Source organism: Streptomyces parvus (assembly GCF_032121415.1).
In the GTDB taxonomy this organism is placed as follows: Bacteria; Actinomycetota; Actinomycetes; order Streptomycetales; family Streptomycetaceae; genus Streptomyces; species Streptomyces globisporus_A.
This window is the reverse complement of sequence record NZ_CP135079.1, coordinates 4,315,882-4,332,542: the sequence shown is the minus strand read 5'-3', so window position 1 is coordinate 4,332,542 and position 16,661 is coordinate 4,315,882. Positions and strand designations below refer to the sequence as shown.

The 16,661-nt window shown below is 72.6% G+C and carries 15 protein-coding genes; 5 read left to right on the top strand and 10 right to left on the bottom strand.

Annotated features, from left to right (window positions below):
- Nucleotides 1–262 precede the first annotated feature (262 nt).
- Together RNL97_RS20675 and RNL97_RS20670 are read right to left on the bottom strand one after the other, a co-directional pair.
- The gene (locus tag RNL97_RS20675; RefSeq protein ID WP_243316386.1) at nt 263–1,648 is read right to left on the bottom strand and encodes a metallophosphoesterase; all 1,386 of its coding nucleotides are present in this window, start codon (nt 1,646–1,648) and stop codon (nt 263–265) included.
- Between the two features lie 33 nt (nt 1,649–1,681).
- Nucleotides 1,682–1,927: an SCO4848 family membrane protein gene (locus RNL97_RS20670; protein WP_030575907.1), complete on the bottom strand. Its 246-nt coding sequence runs from the start codon at nt 1,925–1,927 to the stop codon at nt 1,682–1,684.
- Nucleotides 1,928–2,060: 133 nt separating this feature from the next.
- Here RNL97_RS20670 and RNL97_RS20665 point away from each other — a divergent pair, with 133 nt between their 5' ends.
- Nucleotides 2,061–3,404, top strand: a complete 1,344-nt coding sequence (locus RNL97_RS20665; protein ID WP_030575904.1) for a D-alanyl-D-alanine carboxypeptidase family protein — start codon at nt 2,061–2,063, stop codon at nt 3,402–3,404.
- A 158-nt stretch (nt 3,405–3,562) separates the two neighbouring features.
- On the opposite strand, the gene RNL97_RS20660 is transcribed toward RNL97_RS20665, so the two are convergent.
- A complete protein-coding gene (locus RNL97_RS20660; RefSeq protein WP_030577758.1) occupies nt 3,563–4,522 on the bottom strand; it encodes a YihY/virulence factor BrkB family protein in 960 nt (319 codons plus the stop codon).
- A gap of 173 nt (nt 4,523–4,695) precedes the next feature.
- Here RNL97_RS20660 and RNL97_RS20655 point away from each other — a divergent pair, with 173 nt between their 5' ends.
- Both RNL97_RS20655 and RNL97_RS20650 read left to right on the top strand, forming a co-directional pair.
- Nucleotides 4,696–6,057 carry an FAD-binding oxidoreductase gene (locus tag RNL97_RS20655; RefSeq protein ID WP_243314877.1) on the top strand — a complete coding sequence of 454 codons (1,362 nt, stop codon included), beginning with the start codon at nt 4,696–4,698 and terminating at the stop codon, nt 6,055–6,057.
- 43 nt (nt 6,058–6,100) lie between these two features.
- On the top strand, nt 6,101–6,856 hold the full coding sequence (locus RNL97_RS20650) for a decaprenylphospho-beta-D-erythro-pentofuranosid-2-ulose 2-reductase (protein ID WP_030577762.1): 756 nt from the start codon (nt 6,101–6,103) through the stop codon (nt 6,854–6,856).
- A 39-nt stretch (nt 6,857–6,895) separates the two neighbouring features.
- Here the strand turns inward: RNL97_RS20650 and RNL97_RS20645 are convergent, their stop codons facing one another.
- Nucleotides 6,896–7,498 carry a 2'-5' RNA ligase family protein gene (locus RNL97_RS20645; protein ID WP_030577765.1) on the bottom strand — a complete coding sequence of 201 codons (603 nt, stop codon included), beginning with the start codon at nt 7,496–7,498 and terminating at the stop codon, nt 6,896–6,898.
- 121 nt (nt 7,499–7,619) lie between these two features.
- Entirely contained in the window at nt 7,620–8,612 is a 993-nt protein-coding gene (gene trpS, locus RNL97_RS20640) for a tryptophan--tRNA ligase (RefSeq protein ID WP_030577768.1), read from the bottom strand.
- A gap of 312 nt (nt 8,613–8,924) precedes the next feature.
- Between trpS and rocD the strand changes: the two genes are divergently transcribed.
- On the top strand, nt 8,925–10,133 hold the full coding sequence (gene rocD, locus RNL97_RS20635) for an ornithine--oxo-acid transaminase (protein ID WP_030577772.1): 1,209 nt from the start codon (nt 8,925–8,927) through the stop codon (nt 10,131–10,133).
- 10 nt (nt 10,134–10,143) lie between these two features.
- On the opposite strand, the gene RNL97_RS20630 is transcribed toward rocD, so the two are convergent.
- From RNL97_RS20630 to pdxR, 3 genes are all read right to left on the bottom strand, one after another.
- Nucleotides 10,144–11,331 (bottom strand): glutathionylspermidine synthase family protein, encoded by a 1,188-nt coding sequence (locus tag RNL97_RS20630; RefSeq protein WP_313751032.1) that lies wholly within the window; start codon nt 11,329–11,331, stop codon nt 10,144–10,146.
- Nucleotides 11,332–11,337: 6 nt separating this feature from the next.
- Complete coding sequence (locus RNL97_RS20625; protein WP_030577777.1) at nt 11,338–11,613, bottom strand: hypothetical protein; 276 nt, start codon at nt 11,611–11,613, stop codon at nt 11,338–11,340.
- 135 nt (nt 11,614–11,748) lie between these two features.
- Nucleotides 11,749–13,149: a MocR-like pyridoxine biosynthesis transcription factor PdxR gene (pdxR, locus tag RNL97_RS20620; RefSeq protein WP_030577780.1), complete on the bottom strand. Its 1,401-nt coding sequence runs from the start codon at nt 13,147–13,149 to the stop codon at nt 11,749–11,751.
- 47 nt (nt 13,150–13,196) lie between these two features.
- Between pdxR and RNL97_RS20615 the strand changes: the two genes are divergently transcribed.
- Nucleotides 13,197–13,712, top strand: a complete 516-nt coding sequence (locus tag RNL97_RS20615; RefSeq protein WP_030577784.1) for a carboxymuconolactone decarboxylase family protein — start codon at nt 13,197–13,199, stop codon at nt 13,710–13,712.
- A gap of 70 nt (nt 13,713–13,782) precedes the next feature.
- On the opposite strand, the gene RNL97_RS20610 is transcribed toward RNL97_RS20615, so the two are convergent.
- Nucleotides 13,783–14,772, bottom strand: a complete 990-nt coding sequence (locus RNL97_RS20610) for a malate dehydrogenase (protein WP_030577786.1) — start codon at nt 14,770–14,772, stop codon at nt 13,783–13,785.
- Between the two features lie 178 nt (nt 14,773–14,950).
- Complete coding sequence (locus tag RNL97_RS20605; RefSeq protein WP_030577789.1) at nt 14,951–16,162, bottom strand: helix-turn-helix domain-containing protein; 1,212 nt, start codon at nt 16,160–16,162, stop codon at nt 14,951–14,953.
- Nucleotides 16,163–16,661 lie beyond the last annotated feature (499 nt).

The following is a 16,661-nucleotide window of genomic DNA, read 5'->3' as shown; positions in this document are numbered from 1 at the left end:
TCTCCCTTACCAGCCCCACCTCGGCGGTCGCGTTTGTGACGCGCACATCGCCGCATGTTCGCGCTTACCCAATCACACGATTTTCACATCTGGAAGAGTAAATGGGGCACTCACAGCCTTTTATTGGACACGGGCGGGGAGCCCTGTCCGAAAAGGCTGTTTCCTGCCTTCGACCTGCGGGTTTCCGTAGCTGACGGTGACGCACCGGTGTGGATTTCATGATGACGGACCGGAGGGTTCCGGACCGTCGCACCCGCAACGCCTACGCCTGACGGGAGGCCAGCTCCACGACCGTGATGTCGGACGGGGCGCCCACCCGGACGGGCGGGCCCCAGGCGCCCGCGCCGCGCGAGACGAACAGCTGGGTGTCGCCGTAGCGTTCGAGGCCGGCGACGGTGGGATTGGCCAGCTCGGCCAAGTAGTTACCGGGCCAGAGCTGGCCGCCGTGGGTGTGGCCGGAGAGTTGCAGGTCGACGCCGTGCTCGACGGCGTCGTGGATGACGACCGGCTGGTGCGCCATCAGGACCGCGGCGCGACCCCGGTCCCGGTCGCCCAGCGCGCGGCCGAAGTCGGGCCCCTGCCCCTCGGTCTCGCCCGCGATGTCGTTGACGCCGGCGAGGTCGAAGCCCTCGATCTCGACCCGGGCGTTCTCCAGCGGGACCAGACCGAGTTCGCGGACGTGGTCGACCCACTGCTCGGCGCCGGAGAAGTACTCGTGGTTGCCGGTGACGAAGTAACTGCCGTGCCGGGCGCGCAGGGCGGCCAGCGGTTCGGCGGCGGAGCCGAGGTCCGCGACGGACCCGTCGACGAGGTCGCCGACGACGGCGACCAGGTCGGGCGAGGTCGCGTTGATGGTGTCGACGATCCGGCGGGTGTGGGCGCGGCCCAGGATCGGGCCGATGTGGATGTCGCTGACCACGGCGATCCGGAAGCCGTGGGCGGCGCGGGGCAGTTTGGCGAGCGGGACGGTGATCCGCTTGACGCTCGGCCCGCGCAGCACGCCGTAGGCCCCGTACCCGACGGTCGCGAGCCCGGCGGCGGCCGCCGCGCCCCCGACGACCCGGGAGACGAAGAGCCGGCGGGAGGGGTGGGGGACCAGGGCGGGAGCGGGGGTGGTGGCTGCCGGTTCCGTTTCCGGTTCCGCCACGGGGTCGGGAGCCTCGGATGCCGTACGCGCCACCGCTTCCGAGGGGGCGGAGGCTCCGGCGGACCCGGACGTCACCAGGTCCTCGGTACGGGGACGGGCCTCGTCCCGGACCTCCGTGGGGGTGGTGGAAGTCTCCGTGAGGGTTCCCAAAGCCGTTCCGGTTTCCGCCTCCGCCCGCGCCGCGTCCCGCCGGGTGAGGACGCGCAGGAGCACCGGGCGTACGACCTCGCCCACGAGCAGCGCCAGCGTCAGATAGAGCAGGCAGGCCAGCCACAGGAAGCCCGGCCAGGCGAGCGCCTGCTGGAGCCGGAAGGGGGCGCCCACCCGGCCGGACGTCATGGCGCCGACGCTCAGCAGGGGCAGGACGAAGACGGCGACGGTGCCCGCCCGGCGCAGCCGGCTGCCGGGCGCCGTCGTGTCACCGACGAAGCGCCGCCACACGTACCGGTGCACGGCGCCGAGCAGCGCCAGCACGACGAGCCCCACCAGAGCGAAGACCACTGCAGCCATCCGAGCTTCCCCATGTTCCCGTCGTCATGCGCGCGTGTCGCGCAAAGCCCGGACTCCGCGCAACCCGATCACGCCGACCGCCGTCCCCAGAAGAAAGGACGTGACGGCGAGCAGCAGGTGCACCCAGAAGTAGCCGGTCGGATCACCCGCGTCGTCGAAGGCGAGGCCACTGCCGTCCTGCCATAGATTTTTGACGAAAGTGATCCAGATGAACCAGCTCCACACCCCGAACGCGAGCAGGAACCAGGACACGCGGCGGCTGAGCTTCATGGGTCCAGTATCGCCGTCGTCCCCCGGCCCCTTCCTCCGGGGTGGCCTCCGAACGGGGCCGTCCTGGCGTTCCCTGCGGCGGGTCAGCCGGTCCGGGTCCTCATCCCCAACTTCGCCCTGTACGTTTCCGACCGTGCCTGTTCTGAAAAAGATCGCCCTCACGGTCACATCCGCCGCCTTGTTGTCCGGTTTCGTCCTCAGCCCGGCCGTAGCGGCCGACAAGGACAAGGGCGACGACAAACAGCCGAAGCCGCCGAGCACGATGTCCAGCCTCGGCGGGGAGCAGCTCGGCAAGGCCGGCACCCAGGTCAACCTGGGTGCGGGGGCGCCGGTGCTGCCGAAGAAGCTGTCGGGCCGGTCCTGGATCGTCGCGGACGCGGAGAGCGGGGACGTCCTGGCGGCGCACAACGCGCACTGGCGGCTGCCCCCGGCCTCCACCCTGAAGATGCTCTTCGCGGACACGGTGCTGCCCGCCCTCCAGCCCACCCAGACCCACAAGGTGTCGGAGAGCGAGCTGGCGGGGGTCGGCGAGGGCAGCAGCCTGGTCGGGATCAAGGAGGACCACACCTACACGGTCCACGACCTGTGGCTCGGGGTGTTCCTGCGGTCGGGCAACGACGCGGTGCACGTCCTCTCCGAGATGTACGGCGGGGTCCCGCAGACGGTGGCCGCGATGCAGAAGCACGCGGAGGAGCTCCAGGCCCTGGACACCGTGGTGGTCTCGCCGGACGGGTACGACGCGCCGCGCCAGGTCTCCAGCGCGTACGACCTGACGCTGATCGCCCGCAGCGGGATGCAGAAGAAGGACTTCCGCGAGTACGCGGCGACCGCCTCGGCCGACTTCCCCGGCGAGAAGAAGAAGGGCAAGAAGCGCGAGTCCTTCGAGATCCAGAACACCAACCGGCTGATCACCGGGGACATCGGCGTGGATCCGTACCAGGGCATCGCAGGCGTCAAGAACGGCTACACCACCCACGCGGGCAACACCTTCACCGGTGTCGCCGAGCGCAACGGCAAGGTCCTCCTGGTCACGGTGATGAACCCGTCCGCGGAGGAGAGCCACGCCGTCTACAAGGAGGCCGCCCACCTGCTCGACTGGGGCTTCGCCGCCAGCGGCAAGGTGACCCCGGTCGGCCAGCTCGTTCCGCCGAAGTCCGTGGACACCGGCGCCTCGACCGGCGGCAAGGGTGCGGCGCCCGCCGCCGGCGCCGACCAGGGCACGGGGGGCCAGGCGGAGGCCACGCACGCCTCCACGGGGAAGGGTTCCGGCGGGGCCGGGGTCGCCCTGGCGATCATCGGCGGTCTGCTGGTGGCCGTGGCCGCCGCGGTGTACCTGGTCAACCGCCGCTGGCCGCTGCCGGGCCTGGGCGGCCGCACCGCGCCGACGGCGGACGCACCGGAGACGAAGGACGCGGGTGGGACCGCGGAGGCGGCGGAGCCGGCCGGCTCCGCCGGCAAGCCCGCAGACAAGTCTTAGGGCCTCTCGTTTGGATCATGTCGGGCTCGCGGGCCCCGGCACGCGCATCTGCGGCGTTGTCGTCAATCACCAACGCTCCGCGTTGCCTCGATCCTCCGCCTTGCAACTGCACGCACCGGACCCCGCTCTCTGACCCGACCTGATCCAAACGAAAGCCCCTAGGCCCGGGTCGAGCCGCCGGGTGCCTCGGCCCCGGCGGCCTTCTGCTCCGCCCCGGCTTCCTTCTCCGCCCCGGCCCGCTCGTCCGTCTGCCCCACGCCCTCCTCCTCCTTGCTCCCGGTCGCCGTCCACGCGGCGCAGAACAGCAGCAGCTTCGCGGTGAAGTTGATCCACAGGAGCAGGGCGATCGGCACGCCGAACGCGCCGTACATGCTCTTGCCCGCCACGTCCCTCATGTAGCTGCCGAGCAACAGCTTGAGCAGTTCGAAGCCGACCGCCCCGATCAGCGCCGCTACCACCAGCCGCCGCCGGGGCGGCTCCACTCCGGGCAGCAGGGTCAGCAGGTAGAGCAGCAGCAGGAAGTCGGCGACGACCGCGACCGCCAGCGCGGCCACCCGCAGGAGAATGCCGCCGGCCCCGTCCTCGGGGATGCCGATCTGGTCGGCGGTCCAGCCGACCGCCGTCGAACCGACGGTGGAGACCGCCAGGGTGACGAGCCCCGCGCCGCCGAGGCCGACCAGCAGCACGGCGTCCTTCACCTTGGCGACGACGGGATTGGCCTCCTGGACGTCGTCCAGTTCCCAGACCGCGCGCAGGCACTCGCGCAGCGAGCCGATCCAGCCGACGCCGGTGAAGAGCAGCAGCGCACCGGCCACCAGGCCGACCGTGCCCGCGTTGGCGACCAGAGCGTCGATGCCGAGCTGGTCGGAGATGCCGGGCACCTGGTCGGCGAGCTTGTCCTTGATGGTGTCGAGCTGCTTGTCGCTCAGCAGCGCCGCGGCGATCGCCGCGCCCACCGCGATCAGCGGGAAGAGGGCGAGAAAGCTGATGAAGGTGATCGCCGCCGCGAGCCTGGCCCAGTGGACCCGGTCCAGCCGCTCGTAGGAACGCCAGGCGTGCGTCTCCATCAGCCGGGCGACCAGGGGCCCGATCACCGGGAGTTTTTTCAGCCAGTCCATGACGTCACGCGTACCCTCCTGAGCCCGGAACACCAGGGGCCCCGCCCCGGACTCTCCCGGACGCGCCCGGCGGAGCTCCGTCACCCTGCGCTGACACTCACTCCATCACCCGTTCCGGTGAGCGAATTCACCAATGCCGCAAACCGGATTTCCAGGACGATACGGTCACCCTCATGTCCGTCGACACGGTGTCCTTGACCGGCTGGGGCCGCACCGCCCCGACGACCGCCGTGCGGTTCCGCCCCCGTGGTGACGAGGAGGCGGCCGCCGTCGTCCGGGGGCGCGGGCCCCGGGGTGTCATCGCGCGCGGGCTCGGGCGGTCGCCCGGGGACGCGGCGCAGAACGCGGGCGGCTCGGTGCTCGATCTGTCGGGCCTGGCCAGGATCGGCGGGGTGGACGCCACCGCCGGCGTGGTGCGCTGCGACGCGGGCGTGAGTCTGGAGCGGCTGCTGCGGGTCCTGCTGCCGCTGGGCTGGCTGCCGCCGGTCCTGCCGGGGACCGGCAGGGTGACGGTCGGCGGGGCGATCGCCTCCGATCTGCCCGGGCTCGACCACCGGCGAGCGGGTTCGTTCACCCGGCACGTGAGCGCCCTGGAGCTGCTCACCGCCGACGGCGAGGTGCGTACGGTGCTGCCGGGCACCACCCTCTTCGACGCGACCGCCGGGGGCCTCGGGCTGACCGGGGTGGTCCTGGGCGCCACGCTCCGCCTCCGGCGCGTCACCACGGGGCTGATGGCGGTCTCCACCGAGCGCGCCGGGGACCTGGACGATCTGCTGGCCCGTCTCACCGCGGGCGGCGACCGGCTGCCGTACGCCTCGGCCTGGGTCGATCTGATGGCCCGGGGCCGGGCGACCGGGCGCGGGGTCCTCACCCGGGGGGAGCACGCGACTCCCGATATGCGCCCGGCGCACGCGGGGCGCACTCGGCTCTCCCGGCGCCCCGGAGCAGCGCCGGGGAGATCCCTCCTCCCCGGCCTCCCGCCGCTGCCGGGCGGGCTCCTCGGCCCAGCGGCCGCCCTGTGCAACGAGGTCCGCTACCGCGGCACGCCCCGCGCGCGGACCGGTGAACTGCGCCCCGTCCCCGCCTTCTTCCACGCGTCGGACGCCCTCCCGGACGTACGCCCGCTCTACGGCCGAGGCGGTCTGGTGCGCTACCGGTTCACCGTCGGGTACGGCCAGGAGGAGACCCTGCACCGGGTGGTGCGCCGGATCGCGGCGCGCCGGAGTCCCGCCGTGCGGGCCGTCCTCCAGCGGTTCGGGGCGGCGGATCCCGGTCTGCTGTCGTTCGCCGCGCCCGGCTGGTCCCTGGAGCTGGATCTGCCCGCGGCCCTGCCCGGCCTGGCCCTCTTCCTCGACGGCGTCGACGAGGAGGTGGCCGCCGCCGGGGGCCGGGTCTGCCTGGCGAAGGACTCCCGGATGCGGCCGGAGACGGCGGCCGCGATGTACCCGCGGCTGGCGGAGTTCCGGGAGCTGCGGGCGCGGCTGGACCCGACGGGGGCGTTCCGCTCGGACCTGTCGCGGCGGCTCGGACTGTGACCGGCGCTCAAAGAATCCCACCCCATCTGACCAGGAGATTTCCGTGAAGGATGCCTTCGGCGCCCCGCAGTCCCTGCTCGTCCTCGGCGGGACCTCCGAGATCGCCCTGGCCACCGCGCGTCGGCTGATCGCCCTGCGCACCCGCCGCGTCTGGCTGGCCGGGCGCCCCTCCCCCGCCCTGGACGCGGCCGCCGCCGAACTGCGCGGGCGCGGGGCCGACGTGCACACCGTCGACTTCGACGCGCTGGACTCCGCCTCCCACGAGGCCACCCTCGGCAAGGTCTTCGCGGAGGGCGACATCGACGTGGTGCTGATGGCGTTCGGGGTCCTCGGCGATCAGGCGCGGGACGAGGAGGAGCCGATGGCCGCGGTCCGGGTCGCCCAGACCAACTACACGGGGGCGGTCTCCGCCGGGCTGGTGTGCGCCGGCGCACTGCAGGCGCAGGGGCACGGTTCGCTGGTGGTGCTGTCCTCGGTGGCCGGGGAGCGCGCCCGGCGCGCGGACTTCATCTACGGCTCCAGCAAGGCGGGGCTCGACGCCTTCGCCCAGGGGCTCGGCGACGCGCTCCAGGGGACCGGGGTGCAGGTGATGGTGGTCCGGCCGGGGTTCGTCCGGACCCGGGCCACGGCGGGGCTGCCGGAGCAGCCGCTCGCGACCGGGCCCGAGGAGGTCGCGGCGGCGATCGTCACGGGGCTGCGGCGGCGTTCGGAGACCGTGTGGGTGCCCGGTTCGCTGCGGGTGGTGATGGCGGCGCTGCGGCACATGCCGCGCCCGCTGTTCCGGCGGCTGCCGCTCTGAGGCTGCCGGTCCGGCCTGTCGGGCCGGGGCAGGGTGCTCTCAGGGCCGCAGCGACGGGGCCGACGACGACGCTTCGATGGTGTAGCCGCCCTGGGCGGGGACGGCGGGCACGCCGCCGCCTCCGCCGAAGGGGAAGTCGCGGAGCTTGCGCCAGACCGCGTCCGGCCCCTGCTCGTACAGGGCGAAGGAACCGCAGGTCCAGGCGGCCTCGTAGTCGGCGAGATCCTCGTAGGCCCGGTCCATGGCCTCCTCGGAGATGCCGTGGGCCACGGTGACGTGCGGGTGGTACGGGAACTGGAGCTCGCGGACCAGGGGCCCGGAGGCGTCCCGGACCCGCTTCTGGAGCCAGGAGCAGGCCGAGGCGCCCGCGACGACCTGGACGAAGACGACCGGCGAGAGCGGGCGGAAGGTGCCGGTGCCCGACAGCCGCATCGGGAACGGCCGGCCGGCCGTGGCGATCGTGTCGAGATGCGCCTCGATCGCGGGCAGGTCCGCCGCGTCCGCCTCCGTCGGCGGGAGCAGGGTGACGTGGGTGGGAATGCCGTAGGCGGCAGGGTCCCCGAAGCTCGCGCGGCGTTCCTGGAGCAGGCTGCCGTAGGGCTCCGGGACCGCGATCGAAACGCCGAGCGTTACGGTCCCCACGTCGTTCTCCTCCGTCGTCGATGGTCGGTTTTCGGTCATGCCGCGCGGGCCGGGTGTCCGGCCCGCGCGTTCCGCCGCAAGTGTGACCCCTGCGGCCATGATCTCGCCAGGGCCCTTGGACTCAGTGCTTCGCGGGCAGGAAGCCCATCCGGTCGTACGTCTGTGCCAGCGTCTCCGCGGCGACCGCCCTGGCCTTCTCCGCTCCCTTGGCCAGGATGGAGTCCAGCGTCTCCGGGTCGTCCAGGTATTCCTGGGTGCGGGCCCGGAAGGGAGTGACGAATTCCACCATGGCTTCGGCCAGGTCGGTCTTCAGCGCGCCGTAGCCCTTGCCCTCGTAACTGCGTTCCAGATCCTCCACGGGGCTGCCGGAGAGGGTGGAGAGGATCGAGAGCAGATTGCTGACGCCCGGCTTCTTCTCGGCGTCGTAGCGGATGACCGTGTCGGTGTCGGTGACGGCGCTCTTCACCTTCTTGGCGGTGGCCTTCGGATCGTCGAGCAGGTTGATGAGGCCCTTCGGCGTGGAGGCCGACTTGCTCATCTTGACCGCCGGGTCCTGGAGGTCGAAGATCTTCGCCGTCTCCTTGAGGATGTACGGCGCGGGGACGGTGAACGTCTGTCCGTACCGGCCGTTGAACCGCTCGGCGAGATCGCGCGTCAGCTCGATGTGCTGGCGCTGGTCCTCGCCCACCGGGACCTGGTTCGCCTGGTAGAGCAGGATGTCGGCGACCTGGAGCACCGGGTAGGTGAAGAGGCCGACGGTGGCCCGGTCGGCGCCCTGCTTGGCGGACTTGTCCTTGAACTGCGTCATCCGGGAGGCCTCGCCGAAGCCGGTGAGGCAGTTCATCACCCAGCCGAGCTGGGCGTGCTCGGGCACATGGCTCTGGACGAAGAGCGTGCACCGCTCCGGGTCCAGACCGGCCGCCAGCAGCTGCGCCACCGCGAGCCGGGTGTTGGCCCGCAGCTCGGCCGGGTCCTGCGGGATCGTGATCGCGTGCAGGTCCACGACCATGTAGAAGGCGTCATGACTCTCCTGCAGCGCCACCCACTGGCGCACCGCGCCCAGGTAGTTGCCTAGGTGGAACGAGCCTGCGGTGGGCTGGATCCCGGAGAGCACGCGCGGACGGGCGGCCGCACCGGTGCGGCCCGTCTGCGGCTGGTCAGTGGGGAGCGAAGGGCGATCAGAGGCCATGGCCCCATTGTCTCAGGTGCCCGGGGCATCTCCGGCAGCCGGTGCGGGGCGGGAAGGGCGCGTCACCGCACGGTCCCGGAGCACGGGAGCGCACGGCTGAGACGAACCCCACATTCCGGCGCGCCCGGCGTGCGACGGCGGGCGCGCCGCCGGATGAAGGTTTCCCGGCGCGGGTCCCGGCCGACGATACAAAGTGGGCACCACCCGCCGCCCAGCCGCACGACGAACGGAGACCCCGTGTCGACCACGGAAACCGCCATCGCCTCCGCCGAGGCGCACAGCGCGCACAACTACCATCCGCTGCCGGTCGTCGTGGCCTCGGCCGAGGGCGCCTGGATGACCGATGTCGAGGGCCGCCGCTACCTCGACATGCTCGCCGGGTATTCGGCGCTCAATTTCGGCCATGGCAACCGCCGGCTCATCGACGCGGCCAAGGCCCAGCTGGAACGCGTCACGCTGACGTCCAGGGCCTTCTACCACGACCGGTTCGCCGACTTCTGTACGGAGCTGGCGGCGCTGTGCGGCATGGAGACGGTGCTGCCGATGAACACCGGGGCGGAGGCCGTGGAGACCGCGGTGAAGACCGCCCGCAAGTGGGGCTACCGGGTCAAGGGCGTGCCGGACGGCATGGCCAAGATCATCGTGGCCTCGGACAACTTCCACGGCCGCACGACGACGATCGTCAGCTTCTCGACCGACCCGGAGGCGCGGGCCGACTTCGGCCCGTACACCCCGGGCTTCGAGATCGTCCCGTACGGGGATCTCACCGCGATGCGGGAGGCGATGACCGAGAACACCGTGGCGGTGCTGATCGAGCCGATCCAGGGCGAGGCGGGGGTGCTGGTGCCGCCGGCCGGCTATCTCCCCGGCGTGCGCGAGCTGACCCGCGAGCGGAACGTGCTGTTCATCGCGGACGAGATCCAGTCGGGCCTGGGCCGGACCGGGAAGACGTTCGCGCTGGACCACGAGGGTGTGGTGCCGGACATGTACGTGCTCGGCAAGGCGCTGGGCGGCGGGGTGGTGCCGGTCTCCGCGGTGGTCTCGTCGGCGGACGTGCTGGGGGTGTTCCGGCCCGGCGAGCACGGTTCCACCTTCGGCGGGAACCCGCTGGCGTGCGCGGTGGCGCTGGAGGTGGTCGCGATGCTGCGGACCGGCGAGTACCAGCAGCGGGCGGCCGAGCTGGGCGACCATCTGCACCGGGAGCTGGGCCTGTTGACGGGCGGCGGCGCGGTGGAGGCGGTGCGCGGCCGGGGGCTGTGGGCGGGGGTGGACATCGCTCCGGCGCTCGGCACCGGCCGGGAGATCTCCGAGAAGCTGATGGAGCAGGGGGTGCTGGTGAAGGACACCCACGGCTCGACGATCCGGATCGCCCCGCCGCTGGTGATCTCCAAGGAGGACCTGGACTGGGGCCTGGACCGGCTCCGTGCGGTGCTGAGCGCCGGGTAGGACGCGGCTCTCAGAGGAGGACGTGGGGCAGGAAGCGGGCGTACTCGTCCGTGACCGGCCCCGCCGACTCCCGGATGCCGAGCCCCGCCGCCTCGTCCTCGACGGTCCACGCGCCGAGCACCACCCGGTTGCCGTCGATCTCGGGCAGCGGGGCCAGCTCCTGGTAGCAGCACGGCTCGTCGCGCGGGACGGGCGGGGAGCCGGGGCCGTGGAGATCGACCCCGGCGCCCTCGCGGCCCAGCAGCGGCTTGGAGACGTACCCCGCCCCGTCGGGCCCGGCCAGCTCGCGCGGGCCGTCGAGGTAGGCGGGCAGCAGGTTCGGGTGGCCGGGATACAGCTCCCAGAGGATCGCCAGCAGCGCCTTGTTGGAGAGCAGCATCTTCCAGGCGGGCTCGATCCAGCAGGTGGTGCCGGAGCCGCCCCCGTTGTCGAGGGTGTCCAGGACCTGCGGGCCGAAGCGGTCCGTGGCCAGCCACTCCCAGGGGTAGAGCTTGAAACAGCTGCGGATGAAGCGCAGCCGGTCGTCGACGAACCGGCCCGACAGCCGGTCCCAGCCGATCTCCTCGACGGACAGCGCGTGCGTCTCCAGGCCGGCCTGGTCGGCGGTCTCGCGCAGATACGCGACCGTCATCAGGTCCTCGCCGATCTCGTCGCCGTCGGAGTGGACGAAGTGCAGCGGGCCCGGCGGCAGCAGGGGTGCCTGCCGCTTCCAGGCGTCGACCAGCCGCTCGTGCAGGGAGTTCCACTGGTCCGCCCCGGGGAACCGGTCCTCCATCCAGAACCACTGCGCGCTCGCCGCCTCCACCAGCGAGGTCGGAGTGTCGGCGTTGTACTCCAGCAGCTTCGCCGGGCCGCTCCCGTCGTAGCGCAGGTCGAACCGCCCGTACACGGAAGGCAGTTCGGCACGGCGGCGCCAGGACTCGGCGACGAGTCCGGCCAGCCGCGGGTCGGTGATGCCGAGTTCGGCGAACCGGTCGTGGTCGACGATGTGCGCGGCGGCGGCCAGGCTCATCGTGTGCAGTTCCTCGACGACCTCCTCCAGCGCCTCGACCTCGGGCAGCGAGAAGACGTAGTAGGCACTCTCGTCCCAGTACGGGCGGAGCGAGTCGTCGGGGTAGCGGGTGAGCGGGTAGACGACGCCCTGCGCCTCGACGGTCTCCTGCCAGCCGGGGCGCGGCTCGATCGTGCGGCGCTCCATCGTCGCTCAGCCCCCGCCGGACTTCGAGCAGCCGAAACCGCCGCGGTCGACGGCGGACTTGTCGAAGCTGCCGCCCTGCACCTTGCCGTCGCTGCCCTTGCCACCGCCGTAGTAGTACGAACCGCTGCCGCCACTGCGGCATTCGGAGCTGGGCAGGGTCTTCTGGGTCGTGCGGTCGGCGCAGCGCTTGTCCGGCTCCGAGCCGCAGGACGTGATCGTCAGGGCGAGCAGCCCCATGCCGCCGAGCACGACCGTGCTCGACCTCAGCCTTCGTCCGGCCATGTTCGGTCTCTCCCCCGTGATACGCGATCGGATCCGGCTTCTCGTTCGCGTCACGCGCAACCGGACCTCTTGTCAGACTAGTTCGACGTACGGCCGGTCCGAAACCTGGGTTCTCGAAGGAAGCGGACAGGAGGCTTACGGCAGCACCCGGCACAGGGCGTCCAGCGCGCCCGCCCAGGCGCTCTCGGAGGGCGAGCCGTAGCCGATCACCAGGGCGTCGCGGGTGGCCGGGGCGTCCGGGTGGCGGTAGCGGGACAGGCCCTCCAGCGCCAGGCCCTGGAAGGCGGCAGCCTGGATCACGGAGCGCTCGGCGCCCGCGGGGAGTTCGAGGACCGCGTGCAGCCCGGCCGCGATCCCGCTGACCTCGATGCCCGGCGCGCGGTCCGCGAGCGCCGCGACGAGCTGGTCGCGGCGGCGGCGGTAGCGCAGCCGCATGGAGCGCACATGCCGGTCGTACGCCCCCGAGGCGATGAACTCCGCGAGGGTCAGCTGGTCGGGCGAGCCGGAGACCCGGTCGGCCATGCCCTTCGCCGCCATCACCTCGCCGACCAGGTGCCGGGGCAGCACCATCCAGCCCAGGCGGAGCCCCGGGGCCAGCGACTTGCTGGCGGTGCCGAGATGGACCACCCGTTCCGGGTCGAGGCCCTGGAGCGCGCCCACCGGCTGCCGGTCGTACCGGAACTCCCCGTCGTAGTCGTCCTCCAGGATCAGCCCGCCGGTGGACCGGGCCCAGTCGACGGCGGCGGCCCGCCGGTCCGGGTGCAGCGGTACGCCGGTGGGGAACTGGTGTGCCGGGGTCAGCAGGACCGCCCCGGCTCCGCGCAGCGCGGCCAGGTCGCCGGTGCGGGAGCCGCGCTCGTCCAGCGGCAGGCACGGGATGCGCAGTCCGGCGTCGGTGAGGAGGTCCGTATGGAGGTCGAGGCCGTACGACTCGACGGCGACCTCCCGGACCCGGCGGCGGCGCAGCACCCGGCCCAGCAGCGCGAGCCCGTGGGCGAAGCCGGCGCAGATGACGATGCGCTCCGGGTCGGCGTACACGCCGCGGGCCCGCGCCAGGTACTCGGCCAGCACGGTGCGCAGTTCGACGCGGCCCTGCGGGTCGCCGTAGCCGAAGACCTCGTCGGGCGCGGCGGTGAGCGCCTTGCGGGCGGCCCTGAGCCAGGCGGTGCGCGGGAAGCCGGACAGATCGGGCGTGCCGGGCTTCAGGTCGTACCCGGCCCCGGACCGGACCGGCCGGGCGGGGGCCGCCGCCGGGTCCGTGCGGCGCGGCGCGGACCGCTGGGCGACCCGGGTCCCGGAGCCCTGGCGGGCGGTGAGCCAGCCCTCGGCGACCAGTTCGGCGTAGGCGTCGGCGACCGTGTTGCGGGCGACGCCCAGATCGGCGGCGAGCGCCCGGGAGGACGGCAGCCGGGTGCCGGGGGCGAGGCGGCCGGTGCGCACCGCCTCGCGCAGCGCCTCCATCAACCCGCTGCGCAGCCCCTGGCCGACCGGCTCCAGATGCAGGTCCGCGCCGAAAGTGGCCCAGGAATCCGTCATGCCAATGGACCATACCGGGGGGCCACCGGGGCCGTAGCGTCGTCTCCATGACCACCTCGCACAGCCACCACCACACCCCCGCCGGCCTCGCCCCCGAGGAGCCGCAGCGGATCTCCGTCTCCCAGCTGCTCCCGGACGTCTACAAGGCGATGGTCCGGCTCGACATCGCCGCCCGCCAGGGCCTGGACCCCGTCCTGGTCGAGCTGGTGAAGATCCGCGCCTCGCAGCTCAACCAGTGCGCGTTCTGCCTGGACATGCACAGCAAGGACGCGCTCGCGGCGGGCGAGTCCGCCGAGCGGATCATCCAGCTCAGCGCCTGGCGGGAGTCGCGGCACTTCTACACCGGGAAGGAGTTGGCGGCGCTCGCGCTGACCGAGGCGGTCACCGTGCTCACCGACGGCTTCGTCCCGGACGAGGTGTACGCGGAGGTGTCCCAGCACTTCGAGGAGACCGAGCTGGCCCAGCTGATCGCGGCGATCACCGTGATCAACGCCTGGAACCGCTTCGGCGTCACCGGCCGGCTGGCCCCCGGCCACTACACGCCGGGCGACTTCAAGAGCTGACCACGCGCGAGCGCCCTCGGCAGCAGCTGCTGCCGAGGGCGCTCGACGTATCCGCGGGTGCGGCTGCGGCTCAGATGAGGCCGAGTTCGCGGACCGCGTCGCGCTCCTCGGTGAGCTCCTTGACCGACGCGTCGATGCGCGCACGGGAGAACTCGTTGATGTCCAGGCCCTGGACGATCTCGTACTTGCCGTCCTTCGTGGTGACCGGGAAGGAGGAGATGATGCCCTCGGGGACGCCGTAGGAGCCGTCCGACGGGATGCCCATCGAGGTCCAGTCGCCCTCGGCGGTGCCGTTGACCCAGGTGTGCACGTGGTCGATGGCCGCGTTGGCGGCCGAGGCGGCGGAGGACGCGCCACGGGCCTCGATGATCGCGGCGCCGCGCTTGGCGACGGTCGGGATGAAGGTGTCGGCCAGCCACACCTCGTCGTTGACGACCTCGGCCGCGTTCTTGCCGGCGATCTCCGCGTGGAAGATGTCCGGGTACTGGGTGGCCGAGTGGTTGCCCCAGATCGTCAGCTTCTTGATGTCGGAGACGGCGGCGCCGGTCTTGGCGGCCAGCTGCGAGATCGCGCGGTTGTGGTCCAGGCGGGTCATCGCGGTGAAGCGCTCGGCCGGTACGTCCGGGGCGGCGGCCTGCGCGATGAGCGCGTTGGTGTTGGCCGGGTTGCCGACGACGAGAACCTTGATGTCGTCCGCGGCGTGGTCGTTGATGGCCTTGCCCTGCGGCTTGAAGATGCCGCCGTTGGCGGCGAGCAGGTCGCCGCGCTCCATGCCCTTGGTGCGCGGGCGGGCGCCGACGAGCAGGGCGACGTTCGCACCGGCGAAGCCGACGTCGGGGTCGTCGGTGATCTCGATACCGCGGAGCAGCGGGAAGGCGCAGTCGTCGAGCTCCATGGCGGTGCCCTCGGCGGCCTTGAGGCCCTGCGGGATCTCCAGGAGGCGCAGGTTGACCGGCACGTCCGGGCCGAGCAGGTGGCCGGAGGCGATGCGGAAGAGCAGCGCGTAGCCGATCTGGCCGGCTGCGCCGGTCACGGTGACATTCACGGGAGTGCGGGTCATGGCGGTCTCCGTTTAGACAGCTGGCGGTGGGGGTCCCGGCCCCTGGTGCCGGACCCTGGTGCTGGACACCTCTTCCGCCCGGCCTGGCCTGACGACCAATCTTGACGTGAAGAGATTTCCAGCGGTCAGGCTATCGGACCCGGCCGGACCGGACCGCCCGCCCCCCGCCGCACCGGTGTCACTCGCCCGGCCCGGTGCAGCCCTTCGTGCCCGAGGTGAGCGTGGCGCAGGCCTCGGCGTCGGACGCCTTCTTCACCGCGACCATCGGGGTGTACGCGTCGGTGTCCCCCATGACCTCGCCGTTCTGGGGGTCGGCACCCCCGGTGATCTGCACGGTGTCGCCGATCGCCGCCTCGGTGAGGCGGGCCCAGGCGGCGGAGCAGACCTTGCTGTAGCGGACCTCGACCTTGCTGCCGCCGACCACGGCGCTGGCCACCGTACGGGCGAACTCGCCGCCGCAGCCCATCGCCTCGGGGTCCTGCCCGGCGCAGTCCGCACCGCTGCACTCGACGCCCAGGGGCAGCTCGGTCGCCCCCGTGGTGGGGGTCGCCGACGGGGGCGGGGTCGCCTTGGCCGCTTCGTCGCCGCCCGGTGCCAGCAGCACCGCGCCGACCACGACGATCAGCGCGCCGACGGCTCCGACGGCGAGCATGAGGCCCTTCCGGCGGCCTCCGGGGGCGTTGCCCGGTCCGGTGCCGCCGGCCTTCCGGCCGGAGCCGGAGGCGCCGTCGGCGTTCCCCGGCGCGTTCCGCTCCGGTCGCCGCGCGCCCTGGTTCGGCACGCCGTCGTACGGCCGGTCCGGGTGGCGGGCGGGGGCCGGTGCGGTGCCGCGCTGGGTGGGGAGGATGAGCCGGCGCGTGTCGTCGTCGCCGGGCTCGTAGGCGCCGCCGCCGTACGGGCCCTTGCCGTGGGCGTCGCGGGGCGGGGCGTCCGTACCGGCCGGGCCCGCGGCGGTGGGAACCCGTGCTCCGGAACCGGACGCGCCGTGCCGGCCGCCGCCGGCGGACCGGCCGGACCGGCCGCCCGCCGGGGCGCCGGGGGCCGCCGTGCCGAGCTCACCGAGCGCGGCGCGGGCCTGCGTGATGCGGATGGCCTCCATCGTCATGTCATGGCGCATCTCGGCCCGGCTCCAGGCCCGCTCCGCCAGCTCCCACATGGTCGTGAGGTGGTGCTGCGGGGTGCCCGTCACCTCGGCGAGCGCCACGACGGCCCCGCGCGGGGCGAGCAGCCGTCCGTTGAGATACCTCTCCCAGGACGTCTTGCTGTAACCCGTGCGGTCGGCCACGGCGTTGATGTTCAGTCCGCTGCGGTCGACGAGCCGGCGCAACTGGCTGGCGAACTCCCTGATCTGCGGGTCGAGCTCTTCGGGCAGTGCCTTCCAACGAGGCATGGCGTTTTCCCTTCCCCCCTCATGTCCCCCGGACGTGCTTGCTGTGCCCCGCTGCGACCGGTCCTCCGGCCCGCGCATCCCCCGGTCCGTCCGCCGTCGGCCCGTTCCGGACCGTCCACCGGACTACCCACGAGGATGCGCGAATCCAGGGTGTCAGTTCCTGACGAGGGGGCGCACGGGAGCATTCGGGACGGGGTACGCATCTTCACGCGCCTCGAACACTGCGCCGGTCCTTGCCCGGCCACTGCTCTGCCTGCTCCGTGCCGCTCGGTGTGCCGTGCCAGTCTGCCATCGTTGCGCGGCGATCACACCGTGCCGGAATGGTCACTTCCGTGCCACAGGCCACAGTGAACGCTTGTTCCCGTCTTTCATGTCCATGACGCTGGAGTCGGGACGGGGCAAGGCAGCCCATCTCGCCGCATACCGGGGCTTCTTACCGGTAGGCCCCGTTCCGCCGTGGTGTCCGTCCCCCCTCGGGGGTGGGGACGGACACCGCGGG